The organism is Thermincola sp. GK-1 (assembly GCF_059412445.1).
Genome location: NZ_JBSQAT010000004.1, coordinates 165001 through 189255, shown reverse-complemented (window position 1 = coordinate 189255; position 24255 = coordinate 165001). Strand labels below are relative to the sequence as shown.

Below are 24255 nucleotides of genomic sequence, written 5' to 3'. Positions count from 1 at the left end.
AATTTTGATTATTATTAATTGGTGACCCCTACGGGATTCGAACCCGTGTTACCGCCGTGAAAGGGCGGTGTCTTAGACCACTTGACCAAGGGGCCTCTATTGGAGGTTGGAAATTGGATGTTAGAGGTGGATATTCGGTTGGAATTCGCTTCAGCGAATTCCTTCCATTTTTCCAACTTCCAACTTCTAACCTCTAACTTCCAGTAAATGGTGGGCCCACCAGGACTCGAACCTGGGACCAACCGGTTATGAGCCGGTTGCTCTACCAACTGAGCTATAGGCCCTTTTCTATTAAATGGCCAGTGCCTTTGGGACACCCACCATATTTGATTTAGTTATGGCTCCCCGGGCAGGACTCGAACCTGCAACCTACCGGTTAACAGCCGGGTGCTCCACCATTGAGCTACCGAGGAACATCTCAAGTGACAAAATACATTATACGATACATTTATAACTTGGTCAATAATATTGTTACTGGAAAATTTAAATTTATTCCTACTTAACAGAAAATATGTCGTGAATACTCAAAAACCCTTCGCTATTCTAAAAAGTCCTTTAATTTTTTACTTCTGCTGGGGTGTCTTAATTTTCTTAAAGCCTTCGCTTCTATCTGCCTGATACGCTCTCTGGTTACCCCAAATTCCTGGCCTACTTCCTCCAAAGTCCTGGACCTTCCGTCATCAAGGCCAAACCTCAACCGCAGGACTTTTTCCTCTCTTGGAGTAAGGGTCTCCAATACCTCTTCCAGTTGTTCACGCAGCAATATAAAGGAAGCTGCTTCTGCCGGAGCGGGCGCATCCTGGTCTTCTATGAAATCACCAAGATGGGAATCCTCCTCTTCGCCGATAGGAGTCTCCAATGAGACAGGTTCCTGGGCAATCTTCATAATCTCCCTCACCCTGTCCACCGGGATATCCATTTCAGCCGCAATTTCCTCAGGAGTTGGTTCGCGCCCAAGCTCTTGCAGTAATTGCCTGGAAACCCGGATTAACTTATTAATAGTCTCCACCATATGCACAGGAATTCGTATAGTTCTGGCCTGGTCCGCGATGGCCCTGGTAATTGCCTGTCTGATCCACCAGGTGGCATAGGTACTGAATTTATAACCCTTACGGTAATCAAACTTTTCTACGGCCTTAATCAAACCCAGGTTACCTTCCTGAATTAGGTCCAGGAATAACAATCCTCTGCCAACATACCTCTTGGCAATACTTACCACCAAACGCAAATTCGCTTCAGCCAGCCGCCGTTTAGCTTCCTCATCTCCTGACTCCATTCTCTTAGCCAGTTCAACTTCTTCTTCAGCGGTCAACAGCGGAACTCGCCCTATTTCCTTAAGGTACATACGGACAGGGTCATCTATACCAATACCGTCGGGTACAGTTAAATCCACTTCAATTTCGGCCTCTTCAGCGTCAGCTTCGATAGCCTCACTATCCAAGGGCTCCAGGTCAGGTACTTCAGGAACCACATCTATTCCCATATTGGCTAACTTTTCATAGATTTCATCTATCTGTTCGGGGTTCAGGTCCACACTCTGCAAAGTGTTCATAATCTCGGTGTAGGTTAAAATACCCCTTTTCTTTCCATTTTCAATTAATTCTTGTACCCCTTCAACTTGTATAATATCCTTGGACATGTATTCCCCCCCTTCCCCAGGGTATTGGTATTTTATATAAGTTTGGAAAACTCCATTAAAAGTTTATCTCGCAGTTCCATATCTTTAGACTGTTCCGCCTGCTCAATTTGTTTCAATAATGTTTCACGGCGGCATTTTATGTCATCATCCTTAATCACCTTAATATAGTCGGCAATTAAGGAGTGCGGGTCGCCCGGCGGTTCCTCCTGCATCATCAAAGCCGAGAGTTTCTGCCTTAGTTCTTTATCTGCCACTTTATCAATAAAAGCAGCAGGTTCAAATTCAATGCCAGAGGCCAAAATTTCATCCAAATAATTTATAATAACAATATATTCCGGAACATCGGTGAAATTCACACCCAGTTCCTCTTTGACTCTTCCATAAAGCTCCTGATGTGTAATCAGCAACCTTATCAGGTTGTCTTCCGCTTGCCGGCGTGCGCTTTTTTTAATTACCTGTTCAGGATTTGTTACCTTGGGGGTTCCTTTAGGCGCTTTAAACTCAGTGTTATTATCCCTTTCTAAGGTAATTTTATCCCATTTGGCCATATTTTTTCTGAATTGCTGCTGATATTTCTTAATTTCTCCCCAAAGTGAATGGGAACTTATGCCTAAAGTTGTTGAAATTAACTTTATTTGTTCTTCTCTTTCAATTTCGCTGGGAATTCTGATTATATTAGGTATTAATTCGCCAACAATTCCTATTTTCCCTTCAATCGTATTACAATCAAATTTTTCCATACCTTTGGCCAATTTATATTCAATCAAAGACTTAGAACCTTCCCTGATTAAGCGGGTAAAACTTTCCGGTCCTTTCTTCCTGATCAATTCATCGGGATCCTTGCCATCCGGGATGGTCACCACTTTCACCCGGCACCCTGTGTCCTGCAGAATCTCTAAACCGCGCAGGGTAGCTGCTACCCCGGCTGTATCCGCATCATAAGCAATATATACATTTGGCGCGTAGCGGGCCAAAATTTTACCCTGTTCCCTGGTCATTGCCGTACCAAGAGAAGCGACCACATTTGAAACCCCATACTGGTGACAGGTAATTACATCCATGTAGCCTTCAACTATAACGACGTGTTCTTGTTCTCTTATAGCCGGAATAGCAAAATTAATCCCGTATAAATTTTTACTTTTGTTAAAAACACTGGTTTCAGGAGAATTCAAATACTTCGGCAGGCTATCATCCAAAACCCGCCCTCCGAAACCAATAACATTATTTTTGTGGTCCCAGATTGGGAACATCACTCTGTTGCGAAACCGGTCATAATAGCCGGTCCCGGTGGACCTTTTTGTTACCAGGCCCTGCGCCTCTAAATAATCTGGCGAATATCCCCTTTTTTGCAAAAATCCCAGCAGGCTGTCCCAGCCAGGCGGCGCAAAACCAAGTTGAAATTTTTCTATAGTAGCCCGGTCAATACCTCTTTTCAGGAGGTATTCCCTGGCTCCGGCAGCTATGTCATGATTAAGCAAAATATAGTGATAAAAGTTTTTAACCAATTCATTTAACCTGTACGCCTTTTCCCTCTGCCTGAGTTTCTGTGCCGCAGCGGAATTTTTACCCTCAGGAATAACTATACCCGCTTTATCGGCCAGAAACTTAGCAGCCTCAGGAAAGTTCAGGTTTTCTATCTGCATAATAAAGGAGATTACATTCCCTCCTGCCCCACAGCCAAAACAGTAATACATCTGCTTTTCAGGGTTCACTGTAAAGGAAGGAGTTTTTTCATTATGAAACGGGCACAACCCCACATAATTCCTGCCCTGTTTTTTCAAACGCAGGTATTCGGATACTATTGTATAAATGTCATTCCTTTGCCTTATTTCATCTACTATATCATCGGGGATAAAACCCAATTAAACCACCCTCAAATCCGACAACTCGTAGTAAATAAGTGATTCGCCAAATATTGATATTTTCCTGCTGCCGGATTTTAAAACCCCCTCTCCTCAAGAGACGGGGTTTTTGCTTCTTTTAATATCCCCTCGATTAATCTAGTTAAACTAAGGCAAAACCTTTGCCTATCAGATTTGGTAAAGGCTTTCGGACCCTTTGTGCGCCCTCCGCCCCGGCGAATTTTAACGCCAAGGTGGCGTTCGACCAACAGCCTCTCCATACTCGCTTCGGAATAAATATATCCTCTTGGGCTTAAAGCCCGGGCCTCTTTGGCCAAGACCAAACTGGCCAGCCCGTAATCACCGGTGACTACAATATTATTTCTCTTTACCCTGTTCAGAATTTCCATATCTACAGCCTGAGAGACATTATCAACATAAATCAAATCTTCCCCAGGTCGCACTTCCCGGCCAAAATGCGCTATACTCGCAATTAGTATAACCGGAATATTAAATTTTTTTGCAACATTGGTTATTTCTGAAAGCACTGGGCAAGAGTCCGCATCGACGAGTATTTTAATGGGATAATTAGTATTATTCGATGTCACATAAAATTTTCCTTCCCGTTTTGACAAATTTTAAAAAGATTCTGCCAAAACATATATTATTTTAACCATAAATTAACAAATTATACAGGTTTAAAAAAGTATTATAACATATAAAGTCTTTTTTATCAAACTATCCAGGGGTCAGGTAAAAATAACTCGGTATATTGTTTTATGGCATAACGGTCTGTCATACCGGCTACGTAATCACAGGCAATTCTGACTATAGATTCGGATTTCTTCAAAACATCCCATTCTTCAGGAAGGGCTTCCGGATGCTCTACAAAATGCATAAACAAGCTTACCAATACTTTTTTCGCTTTTTGTTCTTCTTTTTTGGCGGTAGAACCCACATAAACACGTTCAAACAGAAAGGAACGAAGTTTGTCCATGGCCTCTTTTACTTCCGGGCTCATTTTTATTTCCGGTTGGTCTGTGCTGGCTGTTATCATGTCTCTTACCATAGTATTAATACGCGTACTGTGGTCTTCGCCAAGAACCTTTAAACAATCCCTCGGCAGGTCACTCAACCTGATGATCCCACCCCTGATGGCATCATCAATATCATGGTTAATATATGCCATCCGGTCAGCAATTTTTACAATAGCGCCTTCCAGGGTAGCCGGGGTAACAGGGCCTGTATGGTGCTCGATGCCGTTCCGGACCTCCCAGGTCAGGTTCATGGGTTCAAGCACATCAACCACCCGGAGGCTCTGTTCATTGTGTTTGAAATGCATGCCAAAATGCTCCTGCATAACCACATTTAAAGCCTCTTCGCCGGCATGCCCGAAAGGCGTATGTCCCAAATCATGTCCCAGGGCAATGGCTTCTGTCAGGTCTTCATTTAAACGCAGAGCTTTGGCAATAGTACGGGCAATCTGCGCCACTTCAAGGGTATGGGTCAGGCGGGTTCGGTAATGGTCTCCTTCCGGCGCTATAAACACCTGGGTTTTATGTTTGAGCCGCCGAAAAGCCTTGGAATGGACTATGCGATCCCGATCCCTTTGGAATGCCGTCCTTACTTCACATTCCGGAGCCGGTTTCATGCGCCCTCGGCTGTCTCTGGACAAACAGGCATATGGTGAAAGCTGCCGTGCTTCCATTTGTTCCGTTCTCTCCCGGATATTCATTTGCGCACCCCCTCAACCGGAACACTAGGTAAAGAAAAGTCGCGGGCAGTCCCACGACAATTAAGCTATAGCAATTATCTCTGCCTTAAAGCTTTTGTAGCTTCAGCTACTTCATAAACCCGCCGGCCAAGAATGCGGGCCCGCAGCAATCCTGTTTCATCAGCATTGGCAGGCCGCTGGGCACAACCGCCGTGGTGACCGGCGTCATCTTCAATATAACCGTCGCCGACTACCGTCATACCCTGCACCAGCATCATGTCATGAATGGCCTTAACAGTAGTTTCCTGTCCGCCAAAGCGGGCGGCACCCACCGTAACTGCTCCGCCAACAACGTTTAACAGTTTCTTGTTGGCCCGCAGTTGCCTCGTTTTATCCCAGAAACCTTTCAACTGAGCGGAAACAGTACCGAAGTAAACCGGGCTGCCAATAATTATTCCATCGGCTCGGCCGAGCAGTTCATAAACCTTGCCCAGTTCCCGATCCTTAAAACAGTGACCGCCGCAAGGGTTGGAACAGCAGTTGCAAAAAGGTATCGTCGCACTCTTCAGAGCCTCAGCAGCATGAATGATAACAATTTCAGCCCCCTTTTCCCTGGCCGGTTCCAGGGCGGCACTTAATAATGCAGCAGTATTATCTTCTTTATTCGGGCTGCCGTTCAAGCCGATAATTAACACTCTGTTCACCTCTCCGCAGCATCAACTAAAAACATAATTTAATTTTATTCTAGCTCGGGCAAAATGTTCCTGCAAAAAAAAAATATTTAGCCGGTACTTAATGGAAACCTTGCAAGACTTTTATAAACGGGGCCAGTAGGCGTAAGCCGGCTTTCATACAATATTACTTCGCCAACATGGACTGTTAACCCTGTAATCCCTTCCACCGTTCCCTGTGGGGACAAATGAAATACCTTTTCCGGCTGCTTTTTTAACCGGCCGAGGGTCAGATGGGGAATATATTTCTTGGTATCCCGGGCTAAACCAATTTCCTCGGCGATTTCGTCTATAATTTCGTGCAATCTGGCCAGGTTACTACCCGGATCACAGACCCCAGTCCACAGAACATTAGGATTTTTCAAGTTTGGAAATCCTCCGATTTTCGTGAGCTTAAACCGAAAACTTCCTACACTGCTCAGCCTTTCGGGAATCATATCTTTAAGCCTGCCGATTTGCTGTTCTGAAATATCGCCGAAAAATTTTACAGTCAAATGCAGGTTCTGTCGTTCCACCCATTTTATTCTAAAACCCTCTGGTCCGGCTACCTTCTCAATGGATTCCTGCACAGCGGAAAGCTGCCGTTTGGCCTCACCGGACAGCGGAACAGCCAGAAAGCAGCGTTTCAAACTCAGGGCGCTCACCCCTTTTGACTAATTTTCCTGATCGCTTTTACCGCCTCATCTACCGTATAAGGTAATGTATCTGGCGTAAATTCCGGCAGCCGGCTGAAAATCTGCGCTACGATGGGTAGGCGTAAATTAGCCTGAGAGACAATATCTTTATTCACCAGCAGTTCTTTACCTCCTTCGGCCAGTGTCCTACCCGATTTGATGACAATAATCCGGTCAGCCCATTCCGCGGCCAGATCCATATCATGAGTGGCTAACAGAATAGTTTTACCCCTCTCATAAAAGCCGGCCAGAATCTCCATAAGCACGTCCTGTCCCCCAGGATCCAGATAAGCCGTGGGCTCATCGAGAATTATTACTTCCGGGTCCATGGCCACAACCCCGGCAATGGCCACCCTTTTCTTCTGGCCGAAGCTCAGGTGGTGAGGCGCTTTATCCTTGAATTCCCACATACCTACTAATTTCAGGGCATCCTCTACCCGGGATTTAACTTCATCGCGGCCCAAACCCATATTCAGCGGGCCAAAAGCAACATCGTCCCATGCCGTCATAGCAAATACCTGGTCATCAGGGTCCTGAAATACCAAACCCACCTTATTCCTGATCTCTTTTTCTGTAGCCGGTGATACCTCTATCCCCGCCACTTTAATGCTTCCCTGCTGAGGCAGGTTGATGGCATTCAAGTGCAACAACAGGGTTGACTTACCTGCTCCGTTGGGTCCGACCAAAGCCGTCCGTGAACCCTTTGGTACGGAGAGGGATATTCCTTTTAAGGCGTGGGTATCATCTTTATACCGGTAATGCAGGTCATTTACTTCTATGATATTTTCTATGTCGGCTCCCTTGTTTACCGTACCCATTCTATAACCCCCTCCTGTCCAGGATAACGAGAACAATACCGGCACCAAGCACCAAAACTGTCCAGATAAAATCCTTCGGCATCATCCTAAAATCATGCAGTGTTTTCATTTTCCCCGTATACCCCCGGGAAAGCATAGCCAGATATACCCGTTCTCCCCTCTCATATGCTCTTATAAACAGCGAACCCACCAACTGCCCGAGGGTGCGCAGCGTATGCAGGTGCCAGATATTCTTGCCGGCCACAAAGGCCCTGGCCTTGCGGGCCCGCCGCATACGTTTTAATTCATCCATGGCCACAAAAATATAGCGGACGGTAAATTCAAGAAGCTGTAGAAAAACAGCCGGAACCCGCAGTTCGGCCAAAGCCTTTAAAAGGTAGTTGAACCTTGTCGTCAAGGTCAGAAAAAGCACGGCCAATATGGAGGCCAAAACCCTGCCAAAGAGCATAACAGCTTCCCGGACTCCCTCTTTCGTCGCCGTTAACGTTACCACCCAGAGGTTCACATGAAGCAAAGTCTCTCCCGGCTTGATAAAAGGGAAAATCAAAATCATTATCCCGGCAAAAGGTATGACCCAGGTAATTCGGCTGAAAATATAACTTAAAGGTATTTGGGCAAATATCAGTAACAAAATCCAAAAGAAAGCGGTCGCGAACAAAAGGGCCGGCGTCTTAACCCCGGCAGCGAGGAAAATAAAAACAAGAGTGGTCACCGTCTTGGCCCTGGGATCAATGCGATGAAAAAAGGTATCCATTTGGGCGAATTCGTCAAGGTGAAAATGTTTCATGGTTTGGCTCCCCTGTTGTAATATTCCGGATTTATTATATCACCAACTGGAGCCTTCTTGAAACTTTTTTCAGCAAAGTTTTTATTTCTTAACCCATACGTTTTTGCATGCGGCGTCCTATCCACCTGGCTAAAATGTTAAACAGCAGCACCACTATGATTAAAACTGCAGCCGACCCATCTGCCACGGCCCGCACATCGGGTATAAGACTTTCGGAATTAACCTTCCATATATGAACCGCCAAGGTTTCCCCGGGTCTGAATGGATTGAACGGCGACGTAGGATAAGTTGGGAGCCAGCGTGAAAAATTGAGGTTCGGGCTGCTCATTCCGGCAGTATAAAGCAGCGCCGCAGCCTCGCCAAAGATCCGCCCGGCAGAAATAACAAAACCGGTTATAAGTCCCGGAAATGCTGTTGGCAGCAAAACTTTCACTATCGTCTGCCATTTTGTCGCCCCCAGGGCCAAACTGCCTTCCTTATATTCTTTCTGTACACCGGTAATAGATTCTTCCGTTACCCGGACAATAAAAGGCAAATTAATAACAGACAAAGCAAAGGCCCCGGCCAGTATGGAGTATCCCCAGCCGGTCATATTGACAAAAATTATTAAACCAAAAAGCCCTACAACAATCGAAGGCAAAGATGCCAGGGTTTCTATACAGGTCCTGATGATTTTTACCAGCGGCCCGTTTTTGGCATATTCAGCCATATAAACGCCTGCCAGTAAACCTATAGGCACTGTAATAAGCATAGAAAGGACCAACAGGTAAAAAGAGTTGAAGATTTGAGGCCCAATCCCGCCTCCGGCAGCTATATTTGTCGGAGGACTGGTTAAAAAATGCCAGTCAATCACTTTAGCGCCATGGTAAAGAATATATCCGATCAGAAACAAAAGAAGAGCAATTACAGTAAGCGCTCCGGCCCAAAACATCCCAGTGGCCAATTTATCGGCTGTTCTGGCGTTCACTGGTTAACCCCCCTTTTACTCACCAGTCTGATTATGATAATAAAAAAGAATGACATGATTAGCAGCACCAGGGCCATGGTCCAAAGAGCATTGTTCCAGGGGGACCCCATAGCAGTATACCCCATGTCCATAGTAATTCCACTGGTCAATGTGGTAGCCGGATCAAGTAGGGAATGTGGTATCTTCCTCACATTGCCCAGCACCATTTGGACTGCCAGCGCTTCTCCGAAAGCTCTGGCCAGGCCCAGGATCAGTCCTGTCATGATGCCGGGCAAGGCTGCCGGAAACAGGACTCGGCGAATTAATTGCCAGCGCGTACTACCCAAAGCATAGGAGGCTTCTTTATATGAATTAGGGAGTGCCTTAATCCGGTCTGTGGCAACACTGACGGTAGTAGGCAGAATCATAACGGCGAGGACCAGACCGGCAGCCAAAACACTGACCCCTAATCCGCCAAAGGTGCTTCTTATGAAAGGTACCAGGACACTCAGGCCAATCCACCCGTATACTACAGAAGGGATACCGGCTAACAGTTCAACGGCAGGCTGCAAAAATCTTTGACCAATGCTTGGCGCTATTTCCGTAATAAAAAAGGCGGAAATGATGCTTAACGGCGCGCTTAGCAACACTGCGAACAATGAGACTACAATCGAGCCTGCCAAAAAAGGCAAAATCCCGAATGAAGGGCCTCCTTCGGCTGCGCTACGATCGGGGAACCAATCGGTGTTTAAAAATACATTGGAAAAACTAATGTGGTTGCTGAAAAAGATGGCCAAACCTTTGGAAGCAATAAAGAAAATAATTGAAATCGTGAGCACAATTACCAGAGCTACACATAAAAAAGAAGCCCATTTACCAATTAACTCGTTTTTCACATTTTTTAAATTCAACGTTCCAAACACCCCTAATCAAAATAAAAACCACTCATTAATAAAAGCATGATGGGACAGCCCCAACAAAATTGAAGCTGCCCTGGCCTGAATTAACTTTCTTAAAAATATGCTTTTACTTCGCGCCTTTCTCTACCTTCATTTCAGTTACCGGTATATAGCCCAACTTTGGAACAAGAGTTTTCTGAACATCGTCGGAAAGCATATAATCCAGGAAAGCCTTGGTTAAACCCTTAGGTTCACCCTTGGTATACATGTGCTCATAAGACCAGACAGGATACTTTCCTTCGACAATGTTTTCCTTGGTGGGAGCGACTCCATCAAGGCTTACAGCCACTACGCTCTTATCAACATAGGATAATGCTAAGTATCCAATCGCGCCAGGGGTTTCTGCAATAATCTTCCTAACGGTTCCCGAAGAATCCTCTTCAATTCCACTGGCTTCCTCCGCACCATCCAACGCGTATTTCTTGAAGGTAGCACGAGTACCGGAACCTTTTGGCCTGTTCACCAAGGTAATTTTTTGGTCTATACCTCCAACATCTTTCCAATTAGTAATTTTGCCGGTAAAAATATCAATTAACTGCTGTTTGGTAAGGTTGTTGACCTTAACCTTGGGGTTTACCACCGCAGCCATGCCCACAACGGCTACCTTGTGGTCAACTAACTGGCTGGCATCGATACCGTCTTTTTCTTCAGCGAAAACATCAGAGTTTCCGATATTAGCTGCTCCCTGGGAAACCTGGGTAAGACCTGTACCGCTTCCTCCACCGTTAACAACTATTTGGGCATCCGGATTCTCACTCATAAACTGCTGTGCTGCCTGGTCCACCAATGGTTGTAAAGCTGTTGAACCAACAGCGGTAATTGAACCGGCAATCCCATTTTCTCCTGCTGTTTGTCCCTGATTGGTTCCTTCCTGGTTTGTCTTATTGGTTCCTTCCTGGTTTGTCCCACTGCATCCTACGACAGCGAAAACTAGCAATGCTGCCAAAGTTACTAATAAGATCTTTTTCAATTTTTGCACTTTTTTGCCCCTCCTTTAAATATTCTAATTATTTTTCGATGGCCAACCTTTGCCACAATTCACATTATAAAACACAACTGTTAACATCCAATTATGACATTGTTAAGGTTATGTTAATTAATGTGAACTTTGCGTAAAAGAAAAAAAGCGGCACCAGATGCCACCTGTTTAGGTGAAGAAATTTCATGCAACAGTCTTCTTTTTTCAGATTAATGAAAAGGTATTCTTCTTTAGGCCAATTCTTTAAAACGATAACCCACACCGCGCACTGTTTCTATAAAGCCGGGCTGAGAAGGATCCCGTTCAATTTTCTGACGTAAGTGGTAAATGTGTACATCAACTGTACGGGTGTCGCTCGTATAATCAAAACCCCATAGGGTAGATAACAGGAAATCCCTGCTGAAAACCTTACCCGGGTTGTTTATCAGAAGGACAAGTAATTCATATTCTTTTAATGTCAGGTCCAGTTTCTCCCCATTTAAAAAAACCTCATACCGGGCAGGTCGCACAACCAAGGGCCCATAGGCTATCTCTTCTTCAACCTTTCTATCGGCATGTTTAATAAGGCCGGTTCTTCTCCGCAACCTGGCCTTCACGCGCGCTACCAACTCCCGTGGGCTGAAAGGCTTTGTTACGTAGTCATCGGCCCCCAACTCGAGGCCAATGATTTTGTCCATTTCATCAGACTTGGCCGTCACCATGATTACCGGTATATCTGCCGTTTCCGGCTTTTTGCGCAAAGTCCGGCATACTTCCAGCCCGTCTATCCCAGGTAACATCAGGTCGAGAAGAATTAAATCAGGCCTATAATTTTCTGTTTCCTTGATGGCAGTAAGTCCGTCTTGGGCTACTTTAACATCGAATCCTTCCTTTTGAAGAACGAATCTAACAAGTTCAATTATGTGATGCTCGTCGTCAACAATTAATATTTTAGCCACTTTTACCACCATACCTAAAAGAATTCTAACCCCATTTTAGGATAGGTATGTAAAGGGGCTATTATTTAATAGTTAAATTTTTGTTAATCTTTAGTTAAAAAACTAAATTAAATAAGTTTGTTAAAGTTTTCCTTCCATAACCAACCGCATTATATCCCGCCTGCTAACAAGGCCAACTAATTTTCCATCGGCCAATATGGGCACGTTTTTTATTTTTTCCCGGACCATCACTCTGGCTATTTCCGAAATGGGGGTATCCTCACTGGCTGTAAACAGCTCTTCGGTCATTACTTCCCTCGCTGTAGTTCCCGACCTTTTATTTATTGATTTAATCATTTCGCGAAGTTTTCCTAAAAAAGCTACTCCTACATCGACAGGCTCCCCATCAGAATAAGCACGGTAGATTATATCACCTTCCGTAACCACTCCTAAAACCTTTAAATTATCATCAACAATAGGCAGCATACTGACGTTGAAGTTCAGCATCATCCTTATTAATTCCTGAATGCTGTTTTCAGGTTTGCCGGTAAGCACATTGGTATGCATTACTTCTTTAGCCAGCATTGATTCCACTCCTTACCGCGTTTTTGATCTTAATTCATGTTATCATACAAAACCTGGTTTTGTAAACATTGGTAAAACTCTTGCTGGCGTGACTGGCATCTTTATATTAACATTTGTTTTTCATTGAGAAAAAATCAAGAAATGATGTAGTAACAAGCATCCACTTCCTCGTCATCAGCCTGAGCCAGGACAGCACCCAGTTGAGAAAGGTGTTCCGCTTCCCTGAGGCTTTCTCCTGTACCGATCATGCGGCGTCCTACTGCCCTGCTGGCCTGTGATTCCGGATGGTCCATTACGAATTGCATAATTTCTTTTACTTTTTCGTTTTTATCCATTTCCTTAACACCTCCGGTTTTAGTATGCCTCAAGCCGTTCTAAAAAAACCGGAAGTTAAACTTGCCCGTCTCTTGTAAACTTGAATACATAATAGTTTTGGCCGTGTATTTGGGTTTTCCCACAAAAAACGGTCTGTTTTTTAATAAATTTTCCAAGACTGTCCTGATCCTCTGTAAAAAGCGGCCATTTGTTGAACTGGGCAATATTTGTATCAATTACTATGTAATCGGGGGATATTTCCTGCAAAGCCGTTTCCGCGGTTTTGCGTTCCAGATCCATAATCATGCGTACATTATGAAAACCTATGACACGACAGTCATCCAAATAAACAGCCAGGCTGGGCTGGGCGATCACCGTGGAATGAGGTTCGACCAAATTTTGCAGTGTCGCTGCACCATCATTGCCGTTTCTATACCCGGAAAAACTTTTTACTATACCTATCCCATTTGTGAAAATGAGCACAATCAAAAGAAAAACTAAACCTGTGCTTCTGTGTTTTTTCAGAGAATAGGCAGCATATAATGCCATGTAAGGAATTACCAAAGCGACGTAATAATTAATATACTTATTTGGCACAAGAACAACCAGTCCCAGGAAATTGACGGCCTGAATGAGCAGCAAGGTTTTGGCCTCGTTATCTTGTTTCTTGGTTAGACCAACAATCATCAATAAGGCTAACGGAATGAGCCAGAACAGCCATTGCCTGGCCTCCTGCAACAGCCGCAAAAAATTTTTTAACTGGACTAAAGGACCGCCCAGCCACCCGCTGTTTGCATAAAGATACCTCTGTACCGTAAAATACTGTCTGACAAATTCATTCAGATCCCCAATTACAAAGGAAAAAGTTATAAGTACGGGAAAAGCAAGGGCAGCAAAAAACCGTTTATCTACTGACGCTTTTAACTTAAGTAATATTAAACCATCCAAAACGGTAAAAATACCAACCGGATGGTTCAGCACAGCCAAGCTGCCAATGAACCCGGCCTCTACCGGTCGTTTGTTCCAGGCAAAATAAAACGACGCCAGGGATAACAACAGGGTAAGCATCTCCATGCGCCCTATACAGGCCACCCAGATGAAAAGCACATTAAATACCAGTAAAATAGGAAACAGATGAGGTACCCCTAGGTTTTTGCCTATTTTATAAGCGAGGAGTAATGACAATAATCCCAGGAAGGCAGACAGTATTTTGATAGACCAGCAGTTAAAGCCGAACAATTTTATTGGTATGTACATTAACATTATGTATAAGGGATGTTGCCAGTAGGTTTTCGTCTGAAATTGAAATAGCCCGCTCATGGACGTGGTACCGAAATGACCTTCCTGAACAAAGTTTCTGGCCGGCTCCGCAAACAGGACTTCATCCATGGTTACCGGCATTTTCCCAAGCAAAGGAAAAGTATTGGCAATATAAAACATTAAAGCCAGCACCATTAATAACCTGGACAAGTTTTTGTGTGACAAACTAATTTGCATACGAACTCCACCAACCAAACCATGGTCCCGCCCGAAAAAATGAATTGTACATTACTGTTAATTGTTACCTTATTAATTATATTGTAACAATCTTCTAATTGCGCCGTCAATGAAAAACCGTAAAAAAAAGATAGGCGTCTGCCTATCCCCTTTGAAAAATCTTTTTAACTGGCCAGATTGGTTCTTTTTTCATTTAATATCTTATTAAATTCCTCCTGAGCCGAACGTCGCTTTACTTCTTTTTCTATAAGTTCTTTTATTCTGGCAGCCCGCGATTTGATAGACATGGGGCCGTTACTGGCCTCCTGCTCCTGCCATAAATACTCGTCTGCCAAACGCTCCAAAATCATTTTGGGAACTTGTCTTTTAGCATCGCTGGTAATGGTAAAATGAAAAAATCTCTGCACGTCTATTCCCCCTCAATTTTTCCATCTTTTTTATGGAGTTCACATCAAAAATTATCATTTTTCCAATATTTTACCTTAATATGTGATTAATTTCAACATTTTTTGCTCATCTTTCAATAAAACTTGATTTTTATATTAATATTGGAAAATTATGTTTTGGGGATTTCAACAGTCAACCGGTTGCCTTTAAAATAAACCTGGGCTTTTTCCGCCGCAATTCTCTTTGGCAATCTGTAGCACTGGTAAAAACTTTTCCAACTGGCAGCAGCCGAATGACTGTTTTTCTCTGAACTGCTTGTTTGCCCAAATACTTCCACCTTATCCCCTTCAACTCTTACATCCAATTTATTTTTTAATTCTTCCGGGACGATAAAATGCAGCAGGGTCCTGTCCCGCTCCTCCTGCACCTTTATGTGGTGCACGTCTATACCCTCAAAAAACTTATCCAAAGCCTTCAACTGAGCATTAAAGTAATTCTCAACAGCCCTGAAAAAATGCTCCAGGTTCCTGATGGCATCCCACGGTATCAGATCACTCATAAAAATCACTCCCCAAAAGGCCGTTTCTACTACTATTATATTAATCACCCTTTGCGGTTGTGATTTTTACCAAATCCTGGAATTCTGACAGTACCAGGTCAGGTTTATACCTGCGCAGCGTTTCAATACCATGGACACTCCACTTCACAGCAGCCGAACCTACACCGGCATTGACAGCACACTGGATGTCGAAGGGGCTGTCACCAACCATGAGAACTTTTCTTTTTGCCGGATGGTTGAGAATTTCCATGGCTCTGTTGATGGGAGCAGGATTGGGCTTATGGGCTTCCGTATCTTCAAAAGCTATCAGAGCATCAAAAAAACGGTCCAGGGAAAACAGACGCAGCCCCTTAAGAGCCACCTTTTTGATTTTTGAGGTAACTACCGCCATTTTAATACCTTTCTTACGCAGTTCCGTTAAAGTCTCCCTGACACCGGGAAAAAGAGTGGTAAGCTCGTCATGTTTTTCCTGATTAAAGGTTCTGTATGTATGGAGCATTTCCTCTACCTGGTCAGGGTCAAAAACTTTCATTATATCGACCAAAGGCACCCCAAAATAGGGATACAGCTCTTCATCAGAAACTTCCCGCCCCAAGTGTTTTTTAAAGGTATACCGGAAAGACTCCAGTACCAAAGTATTGGTATTGAGTAATGTTCCGTCCAGGTCGAACAAAATGCAATTATAGGCCATCCGATTATACCTCCCGGAAAATTTCAGTACAAAAATAGTATATCATCATTGTGAAGGCTATTTTTCTATGCCTGTAAAGCCTCACAAATGCCATATTTATAAATTATTGCCGAAGATCAAAAGTTATAACAACAAGCACCACAGCAGCCCTAAGGGTAATACGCCAAGTAATTTAAATCATTATTAAAAATCAAAAACTACAGATGATCCCTGGTTTTGCTTGGCAACTCGTTTTAATTCTGCTGCAATTTCGCCGATTTCCAAATAATTGCGGAATTTTCGTTTAGTATTATTAACTGCCGCCAATGATATGGACATAATCGGAAATTTTTCCGGCCGGCCGCGCCGGTTAGTAACTTCTATAAATCCTAGGGCAAGGTCCTTAGGATCGTATAAATTCCGGATATTTTTATCAAAGTTTTCAAGAATATAGTTGGCTATGTTTTTCGCGTATTCCGGTTTTGTGATTATAACAAAATCATCGCCGCCGATATGGCCAACAAAATCATCACCTGAACCAAACCTTACCAGGCTGTCACTTAAAATCTGGGCAGTTAGGAGAATAGCTTTATCTCCATTTTCAAAACCATACTTGTCATTAAATGCTTTGAAGTTATCCAAATCGGCATACAAGACCGTAAAGTCCCCATTTTCTTCCACTAAGGCTTTTAATTTTGCCTCAATGATAAGGTTACCCGGCAGACCGGTAAGTGGATTTGAATTTTGAGCACAGGAAATTCTCATTTTGGTAATGTTATTGAGCATGCTCATTATGGAAACTACTCCAGCATATTTCCCTCCCTTGTCAACCACTATTATAAGGTCATAAAGATTATATTCGTCACGGCTCATAGCAATTTGTGAAGCATCTTCAAGAGGCATGTCCGCATGCACAATTAAAGGCGATTTATCCATAATTAACGCTACCGGCCTGTTTTGATAAAGAGATACACCATAGTTCGTACCAAGTCTGTAATAGAGTTTGTTTTTCATAACAAGGCCGACAGGCTGACCATTTTCTACTACAACCAGACCGTTTAGATTTTTTTCATGTAAAATTTGTTCAACTTTGCTGACAGGGGTTTCTTTTTCTATTGTCTGTGTTAACTCTGCAATCTCTCCTATACGTATACCCAACCCGATGAACTGGTTATGCAGCTTAAGCGGTTTCGAGGTATTATTCAGATTTGCAATAAGCCTCATTGCTTCCGGAGTAATCTCCGGAGCCGGGTAGGACGGCCTGGCCAGATAGTACCCCTGCACATAATGTACTCCCAAATTATAAAGGGCTATTAACTCTTCACGGGTTTCCACTCCCTCCGCAATTATCTTTGCATTTACCGCGGCAGCAAGCTTTACCATTGCCTCAACAATAGCCTGTTTTGGGAGACTGGTATGAATTCCCCTGATGATAGACATATCAAGTTTTATATATTCCGGCCTCAATTCGACTATGGCCTGCAAACTGGAATAACCCGCGCCCGCATCATCAACGGCTATTGTGTACCCCTGCTCCCGGTAATGACATAATGATCGGCAAAAACTGTCAAAATCAGTAATAGCTGTGCGCTCCGTTATTTCAAAAGTAACCTGTTCGGGTTTAAAACCGCGGAGGGTAACACATTTTTTCGTTTTTCCGTTTTGGAAATGGGGGTCATTAACAACTTCTGCATTCATGTTGAGAAATAGCTGTTGGTGCGATTTTAAATCATGGATGTTGTTTAATGCTTCTTCGCGGCAAATTTGTTCCAACGCAAAAAGCAATTGGTTGTCCATAGCGGCCTGAAAAAGGTCAACTGGAGAAAATAATGGACTGCCCTCCGGCCCACGGGTAAGGGCTTCATAACCCATAATTTCTCCGGTTTTTATATTGACAATCGGTTGGTATACAATCCTGATTTTCCTTTCTCTTATTATGTTTTCAAGTTCTTTACGCCTAAACGGCGGGTGATTAGAACAATCCTTTCGTTTTGTCTCGCTTACATTAACCGTACCTTCCATTTCCGCACCTACTCTCTTCCATAAAAGTATTGGAGTAAAAAACCATATCACTTATTATAAGTGTAGCTTATCTTTTTAAAAATTACGTTAAAAGATTTTTAAACTTTAATTAATTGCGTTGACCAGAAATTTTTAACCAGATTTTGAGATGGGCCAACTTCACGTTAATTTGGCTTTAACATGAATAGGAGATAATAGGTGCATAACTAAAATATCAGGAAAGTGGGTTAATTTGCCTCAATTCAGTGTGAAATAACGCCGGAAAACGGCCAAATGTTTTAAACTTACTTTTTCCCTTTTTTACCCACCACAATGTATTTGACCGTCATTTTATACGGCAGGACAGAAGCATTGCCTAAATAATCATAAACCTTTAAAAAGTAAATTCCGGATTTTTTAATCGGCAGGGTGAACAGCTCTTCTTCCCCCACCAGAGCCTGGTCTACCCGGGTAATCAAACGACCGGCGGAATCATATAGCTCAATAACCCCGTCAATATCGTTGGGGGGCTCCAACTTTAGGGTCAGTTGGGAAGAAGCAGGTATAAATATTTTAAACCAGTCCACGTCTTCTGTTCCCATGAATGTAGGGCTGAATACGGCATTGTTGCCCAAAGGTTTGGCCGTTTGCATTGTATTGTTGTTTTCCCAATAATCAGGCACAGCTTTAAAACTCCGGACCAGTAACGTATATGTCCCTTTGGGGACCTTGCCGGGGAACTCAGCCCAGCCATTTACAGCCAAATAATACCGTCCCGGCTTGGAAGCCATGAAAACCCCGGCATCGACACTCCCGCCGCCGCCGGAATTGATTTGAGCAACATAATCCAGGTCAGGGTAATCATACTTACCTTCATTTGCTTTGTCGTTCCCGATATCTTCCCTTTTCCTGCCCTCCGGCTCCCGGAAAACTGCTACCATAGTATCCAGCCCCTGAGGCGGAATTATCTTTATCAGTACCGGTCCTTTTTCATAGATATCCAGGACATAATAATCTATATCATTCATCGGATAAAGGGTGCCTGTTTTCGTCTCTCCCAAGCCGATAGGAACAGATTTCTCGTATGTATCATTTATCTCGGCATCCACAAAGTTAAAGCTGTCAAAAGTCAGGGTAAATTTGTAGTCACCTGTTATATCCCCCAGATAATTAGCTATACTGATGTAGTATTTCCCTGGAGCAACTTTAAACCGCTGAGATTCGGCCGGGTCGGGCGGGACCGACACAAAAGGATCCGGCGACCCGTAATTTAGAAAGCTCACGGGTTCCATTTTTTCGTCATAAATTGTTATATCCGGGATAAGGGTTGTTACCGCCTGCCAGTCAAAGATAACAATCCCCGTCTTACTTACCTCAAATTGGTACCAATCCCGGTCTTCCGCACCGGAAAAATTGGCTTCAACTTGGCTGCCCAGTTCTATCGGGCGGGCATCTTTCTCTGATTCGTTCGGTTCATACCGGTCCTTAGGAGGATTGTACTCCGTTACCTGTAAAGTATATGGGCTATTCACCGCACCTTTGGTTTTATCATATACCCTGAGATAGTAATATCCGGCCCCTTCTATATACGGTTTAAAAGTTCCTGTTTCATTTTTACCCTGTCCACCGGTATCAATTATCTGGTCGGCATGTTGGCCATTATCCCATAAATCTCCTTCCGTTCCCTTGTCTCCGGCGAATCCATCAGCCGGCGGCTCACCTATAACCTCGACAGCAAGATCAAGACCGGCCGGGACTTCCGTATCAATTTTGTAGATATTCCCTGGCATTACATATACCTTATACCAGTCTTCGTCGCCACAAGGATTTATGGCTGCCGATACTTTGCGGCCCAATTCCACTTTTTTGGCATCCTCCAAAGTATCATTTCTCTCCCACATATCAGGAACCAATTCATTTTTCTCCAATATCTGAGCCGTCAAAGTGTATAACTCCTGAGACCAACGGTTATGGTTGCCAAAGACCCTGAAGAAATAATCACCGGCAGGCAAATCGCCAATGATACCGTATACTGCTTCGCCGACTTTCACATTAGAATCGGGTTTAGGAAAAAGCCCCCAGGCATCAAAGCGTGTATCGGCATCTCCCGCTTCTTCCATAGAGTTAAAAGCGTTCAGCATTTCTCCCTGTTCACTATAAATTTCTATGGCAGGAGTAACTTTACCGGCCGGCAGTAATTCAAACTGCAGGCTTGCTCTGTCTGGCACAGAAATCCGGTACCAGTCCTCATCAGCCCCATAATCAAGTTTTTGGGTCACTGGCCGGCCACTTTTTATATATTGGGCATCTTCCTGCCGATTGTTGGCCACGTCTATTTTATCAAAAGAAGTAGTCAGCGCTTTAAATATATCTATCCTTCCGTGACCATACTGAGGGTCCCAACCGGGTTCTCCCAGGTCCTTTGCGGAAGATTCTATGATTTGCCTGACCTCATCAGGCGTCAACCAAGGTTTGGCGCTTATCAGCAAAGCCGCCAGGCCTGCAACCTGCGGCGCTGCCATGGAAGTTCCGCTTAACTCGCCATAGGTAGACCCTTTATGTGGGTCCCAATATGTACTGAAGATCTTTTCGCCGGGCGCACATACATCAATTTCCGGTCCATAACTTGAAAAATCAGCCAATTTATCGTTTTTATCAGTAGCGGAAACAGCAATTACCTGTGAAAGAGCTGCCGGATAACTGATATACTGATTCGCCCAGTTTCCAGCGGCTGCCACCATAATGACTCCCTTTTTTCGGGCATACTCTATAGCCTCATTCAACATGGTTGAATTGGCCATGGTGCCAAAGCTCATGTTAATAACATTGGCCCCATGGTCAGCAGCCCAGATTATTCCGTCGGCAACACTGATATCACTGCCGCCCCAATAATCAAAAACCTTGACTGGCATTATTTTGCAGTTACCGGCCACTCCGGCAATGCCAATCCCGTTATTCGATACGGCAGCAGCTATTCCGGCCACATGGGTTCCGTGTCCGTCATCATCACGGTTACTCTTTAATGGATTTACAGTGTTCGTCCCCGGAACAAGCTTGTTGCGCAAGTCCGGGTGGTTCACGTCCACACCGGTATCTAAAACCGCAATAATTACGCTTTTTCGACCCTGGGTAATATTCCAGCCCTGTTCAGCATTGATTTTCTTTAATGCCCACTGCCTGAAATACATGGGGTCCCTGGGCAAAGCAAAGGGTTTGTAAATATAGTTTGGCTGGACATTCTGCACCAGAGGGCTGGTTTTTAGTTTTTTAACCAGCATGGGAATATCCTGCCCTCCGGTTGTACCGGCCAGTATATAATTGAGCCTGGTATCCTTTTTTAATACGGTAAGCCTATTGTTTTTAAGGAATTCCCGCTGTTCCCGGTTATTACCCCTGAGTTTCAGAATAACTTGATCCTTTAAAAACATAGTATCCATTTTAACAGGTAGCCTGGCTGAATTGCTTGTCGTAGTTCCTGTTGCGCTTCCCGCCGGGGATATCCCAGGAAAAAGCACTGATATAACCATTGTCAGCAGCAAAATAATACTAAATATTTTCTTGGCTTTGAACACGTCCGCTCCCCCTTAATATTTATGTACATGCTATATAAGTATTAACCGTTTTCCAGCTTTATCCTGCAAAATAAGGGGAAGTCTAAAAAATATTTTCTTAACCGTTACTCCGGGAATGCAGGTTGCTGCTGCACCGGTGAAGCAGCATGTTGGCAGGATGAAGGAAGGGTGGGATGACCCGGCTACCCCGGAGCTTGGTGCCGGAGAATGGAGGCAGGGTAGGAGGGTGTCTCCGCTACCGGGGAGCTTGGTGCTGCAAACCCTGGCCGTTCAGGCAGCGTTCCCGAACTCGATGGCTCATGTTGCATTTCTAATAAGCCGGGCCGCCTCCCGTCCGGTCACCCAGCATATGTTGCGTGCCGCAGATAGGAAAAGGGGAGGTTAAATGATTCCTCCGCTCCGGGCGAAATCTCCATCGGATAACCGCTCCCGCTTACGCGGCTCGCGGACCGATGGACGATTTAAGCCCCGCTCCGGAAAACATTTAACCTCCCTTATCAACATCCCGGGGCGCCCTACATAAGTTGAGTGCCGGACTTCCCGGCGGCCTTCGCCATCTTCAAACATGCGGGAACTCCTCTGCCTGCCCGGCAGCGGTTTTGCGGGCGCAGTCGCTCCCAAACGGTAGGCGGAGAACCCTGCCTACCCTGCCTTGGGTAAGGGTGAGAAAGAGGCCGCCCGGTGAAACAATAAGTTGCGACCTGGCTGAGGGCAGATAGCCGGTGTTGACGACAGTGAGGGCTTGAAAAATCACTGTTTCCGGCATGGACGCCTCAATCCCGAGGACGTATTTATTTAAACCGCAGAAGCCACAGAGAATTCACAGAAGACACGGAGAATTAATGGTAAAAGCAAAGTATATAGATTATCTAAACAATGAAATTTTGATTAGTTTCTTAGTAATTTTCTTGTTCAGTTTTTTCCCAGTTTTTCTCTGAGTCCTTTGTGGTAGATGGTTGCTGGCCGTAACCTCGGAGCAACGGTTGTTTCACCGGAAGAGCGGCAAACTTTTACTCCCGACCAAGCTATGATGGAAGTGCAAGTGAAGCAGCACGTTGACAGGGTGGGTGGGGTATCCCGGCTACCACCGAGCTTAGTGCTGCATAACCTTGTTATGGAAAGGAGATAGCCGCTGTAGAGGTAAAACAACCGTTGCTTCAAGGTTACGGGCGGAAACGATTTACCACAGAGCAGTCATTACTTACCAGGTAGATTATTATTCCTCTTACAGCAGATACTTTTTCCAGATGGCTGATCATGTTTCTAAACACCAATGGCTCTACCGGAGCTTTATCTGCAATACTTTCCTGATAGGCTTTTGTGCTGCTGTTGATAAAGTTTATGCCCATACCTAAAATCGACAGGTTTGCTTTTCTGCAAGTTTAGTGCTTCAACATGAAATTTATACTAATGTGACCCGACTTCTTTTTCCTGCAGATGTAACTTATTAACCCACTCCAGGGCCTGGACATACAATTCTGGCATTTCATTCTCGTTTAAGCCTAATTTCTCAGCGTACCTGATAAAAGCGTTCCAATCTCCTCTTTCATAAGCCTTTATCATGTTCAGCACATCGAGATAATAGCAGGTCTTGCCCATTAGGGCCAGCCTTATCTGCTCACTTACGGGCATGTCCGTAAGTATGGCGGACATGGGCCTGCCAACAAGTACGTCAATCATGGAAAACAGGCCTACCATAAACAGCTCTGATTCACAGCCCTGCAAACCAATGCCGGGAGCAATTAATTCTCCCAGCCTGGCCCTAATAACGGAGCAGGTCATAATTTCATCTGGTTTATCCTTGGCCAGGCTCCGGAGAGCTAATAAAGATATCCATTTTCTAATTTCATTAATTCCCAACAATACCAGGGCTTGTCTTATGGAAGTTATTTTTGTCCGAAAACCGAAAGCGGCGGAATTAATAAACTTCAACAGTTTATACGACAAGGATACATTTCTTTTCACAATACTTTCCAAGCCCTCAAAGTCTATGTCCGGTTTATTAATCTCCTGCAGGACATGCAGGTAGTGCTGTTTATATACAGGAACGTCCCTACAGGAAATAACTGACGGCCTGCTGAAGAAATACCCCTGAAAATAGGAATAGCCTGTCTTCAACGCCAGTTCAAAATCCTCCCGGGTCTCTACCTTTTCTGCCAAAAACTTTATTCTGCCTGAGCCCAACTTCCTGAAAATGTTTTTCCTTTGCGCTGGACTTGTTTTCATAAAATCAATTTTAATAATATCGGCAAACTCCAGCATTGACTCAAAAGGACTGCCCGTCGTAAAATCATCCAGCACCAGAGTGAAACCCATTTCCTTAAGTTTCCGGCAAGACTTAATCACTTCATCGCTGCACTTGATGTTTTCCAATATTTCCACTGCCACCATGTTAGGTGGAAGATTGGCCGGCAGACCGCTCTTTAACAGGTTTTCCGTAAAGTTAATATAGGCTTTTTTCTTGCCTGTCAGTGATTCGAGGCCGATGAGCAAAAAACTGTTGGCAATTACTTCTGATGTGGCCTGGTCTCCGTTAGCACAAACGTATTGATTTTCTGGACCCGCCCGATATAAAAGCTCATAACCGCAAACCTTCTGCTGTCTGTCAAAAATAGGTTGTCTGGCCACGAATACATTCAATTTATTCCCCATAAGGGACCCTTT

Annotated in this window: 22 protein-coding genes and 3 tRNA genes; all 25 read right to left on the bottom strand. The window is 44.2% G+C overall.

Going from position 1 to position 24255, the window contains the following annotated elements; genetic code table 11:
- Positions 1-19: 19 nt before the first annotated feature.
- Positions 20-95: transfer RNA gene (locus ACSNJE_RS05655), tRNA-Glu, on the bottom strand.
- 113 nt (positions 96-208) lie between these two features.
- Positions 209-284, bottom strand: a tRNA-Ile gene (locus ACSNJE_RS05650).
- A 54-nt stretch (positions 285-338) separates the two neighbouring features.
- A tRNA-Asn gene (locus ACSNJE_RS05645) sits at positions 339-413 on the bottom strand.
- Positions 414-538: 125 nt separating this feature from the next.
- A complete protein-coding gene (gene rpoD / locus ACSNJE_RS05640) occupies positions 539-1639 on the bottom strand; it encodes an RNA polymerase sigma factor RpoD (protein WP_052216969.1) in 1101 nt (366 codons plus the stop codon).
- Between the two features lie 32 nt (positions 1640-1671).
- On the bottom strand, positions 1672-3501 hold the full coding sequence (gene dnaG, locus ACSNJE_RS05635) for a DNA primase (protein ID WP_052216970.1): 1830 nt from the start codon (positions 3499-3501) through the stop codon (positions 1672-1674).
- 77 nt (positions 3502-3578) lie between these two features.
- Positions 3579-4088: a YaiI/YqxD family protein gene (locus tag ACSNJE_RS05630; protein ID WP_474774475.1), complete on the bottom strand. Its 510-nt coding sequence runs from the start codon at positions 4086-4088 to the stop codon at positions 3579-3581.
- Positions 4089-4213: 125 nt separating this feature from the next.
- Positions 4214-5215 carry a deoxyguanosinetriphosphate triphosphohydrolase gene (locus ACSNJE_RS05625; RefSeq protein WP_495252181.1) on the bottom strand — a complete coding sequence of 334 codons (1002 nt, stop codon included), beginning with the start codon at positions 5213-5215 and terminating at the stop codon, positions 4214-4216.
- 74 nt (positions 5216-5289) lie between these two features.
- Entirely contained in the window at positions 5290-5889 is a 600-nt protein-coding gene (locus tag ACSNJE_RS05620) for a flavodoxin family protein (protein ID WP_495252180.1), read from the bottom strand.
- An 86-nt stretch (positions 5890-5975) separates the two neighbouring features.
- Complete coding sequence (thpR, locus tag ACSNJE_RS05615; RefSeq protein WP_474774478.1) at positions 5976-6554, bottom strand: RNA 2',3'-cyclic phosphodiesterase; 579 nt, start codon at positions 6552-6554, stop codon at positions 5976-5978.
- Between the two features lie 11 nt (positions 6555-6565).
- A complete protein-coding gene (locus tag ACSNJE_RS05610; protein ID WP_052216975.1) occupies positions 6566-7417 on the bottom strand; it encodes an ATP-binding cassette domain-containing protein in 852 nt (283 codons plus the stop codon).
- Between the two features lies 1 nt (position 7418).
- Positions 7419-8204, bottom strand: a complete 786-nt coding sequence (gene cbiQ, locus ACSNJE_RS05605) for a cobalt ECF transporter T component CbiQ (protein WP_052216976.1) — start codon at positions 8202-8204, stop codon at positions 7419-7421.
- 88 nt (positions 8205-8292) lie between these two features.
- Positions 8293-9171 (bottom strand): phosphate ABC transporter permease PstA, encoded by an 879-nt coding sequence (gene pstA, locus ACSNJE_RS05600; RefSeq protein ID WP_052216977.1) that lies wholly within the window; start codon positions 9169-9171, stop codon positions 8293-8295.
- Entirely contained in the window at positions 9168-10061 is an 894-nt protein-coding gene (pstC, locus tag ACSNJE_RS05595) for a phosphate ABC transporter permease subunit PstC (RefSeq protein ID WP_083436768.1), read from the bottom strand. The genes pstA and pstC overlap by 4 nt, the downstream gene beginning before the upstream one ends.
- A 115-nt stretch (positions 10062-10176) precedes the next feature.
- Positions 10177-11088: a phosphate ABC transporter substrate-binding protein gene (locus ACSNJE_RS05590; protein WP_052216979.1), complete on the bottom strand. Its 912-nt coding sequence runs from the start codon at positions 11086-11088 to the stop codon at positions 10177-10179.
- A 230-nt stretch (positions 11089-11318) separates the two neighbouring features.
- The gene (locus tag ACSNJE_RS05585) at positions 11319-12026 is read right to left on the bottom strand and encodes a response regulator (RefSeq protein ID WP_495252179.1); all 708 of its coding nucleotides are present in this window, start codon (positions 12024-12026) and stop codon (positions 11319-11321) included.
- A 120-nt stretch (positions 12027-12146) separates the two neighbouring features.
- Positions 12147-12590 carry a CBS domain-containing protein gene (locus ACSNJE_RS05580; protein WP_052216981.1) on the bottom strand — a complete coding sequence of 148 codons (444 nt, stop codon included), beginning with the start codon at positions 12588-12590 and terminating at the stop codon, positions 12147-12149.
- Between the two features lie 134 nt (positions 12591-12724).
- Positions 12725-12925, bottom strand: a complete 201-nt coding sequence (locus tag ACSNJE_RS05575) for a hypothetical protein (protein ID WP_052216982.1) — start codon at positions 12923-12925, stop codon at positions 12725-12727.
- A 55-nt stretch (positions 12926-12980) separates the two neighbouring features.
- Positions 12981-14402: an ArnT family glycosyltransferase gene (locus tag ACSNJE_RS05570; RefSeq protein WP_495252178.1), complete on the bottom strand. Its 1422-nt coding sequence runs from the start codon at positions 14400-14402 to the stop codon at positions 12981-12983.
- 164 nt (positions 14403-14566) lie between these two features.
- On the bottom strand, positions 14567-14809 hold the full coding sequence (locus ACSNJE_RS05565) for a hypothetical protein (protein WP_052216984.1): 243 nt from the start codon (positions 14807-14809) through the stop codon (positions 14567-14569).
- Between the two features lie 149 nt (positions 14810-14958).
- Positions 14959-15348 (bottom strand): Hsp20/alpha crystallin family protein, encoded by a 390-nt coding sequence (locus ACSNJE_RS05560; protein WP_474774484.1) that lies wholly within the window; start codon positions 15346-15348, stop codon positions 14959-14961.
- Between the two features lie 40 nt (positions 15349-15388).
- Positions 15389-16039, bottom strand: coding sequence for a pyrophosphatase PpaX (gene ppaX, locus ACSNJE_RS05555; RefSeq protein ID WP_052216986.1), 651 nt, complete (start codon positions 16037-16039; stop codon positions 15389-15391).
- 183 nt (positions 16040-16222) lie between these two features.
- Positions 16223-18040 carry a GGDEF domain-containing protein gene (locus ACSNJE_RS05550; RefSeq protein WP_052216987.1) on the bottom strand — a complete coding sequence of 606 codons (1818 nt, stop codon included), beginning with the start codon at positions 18038-18040 and terminating at the stop codon, positions 16223-16225.
- A 284-nt stretch (positions 18041-18324) separates the two neighbouring features.
- Entirely contained in the window at positions 18325-21591 is a 3267-nt protein-coding gene (locus tag ACSNJE_RS05545; protein WP_495252177.1) for a S8 family serine peptidase, read from the bottom strand.
- A gap of 381 nt (positions 21592-21972) precedes the next feature.
- Entirely contained in the window at positions 21973-22158 is a 186-nt protein-coding gene (locus tag ACSNJE_RS05540) for a hypothetical protein (protein ID WP_041587677.1), read from the bottom strand.
- A gap of 840 nt (positions 22159-22998) precedes the next feature.
- On the bottom strand, positions 22999-24243 hold the full coding sequence (locus ACSNJE_RS05535) for an EAL and HDOD domain-containing protein (RefSeq protein ID WP_495252176.1): 1245 nt from the start codon (positions 24241-24243) through the stop codon (positions 22999-23001).
- Positions 24244-24255 lie beyond the last annotated feature (12 nt).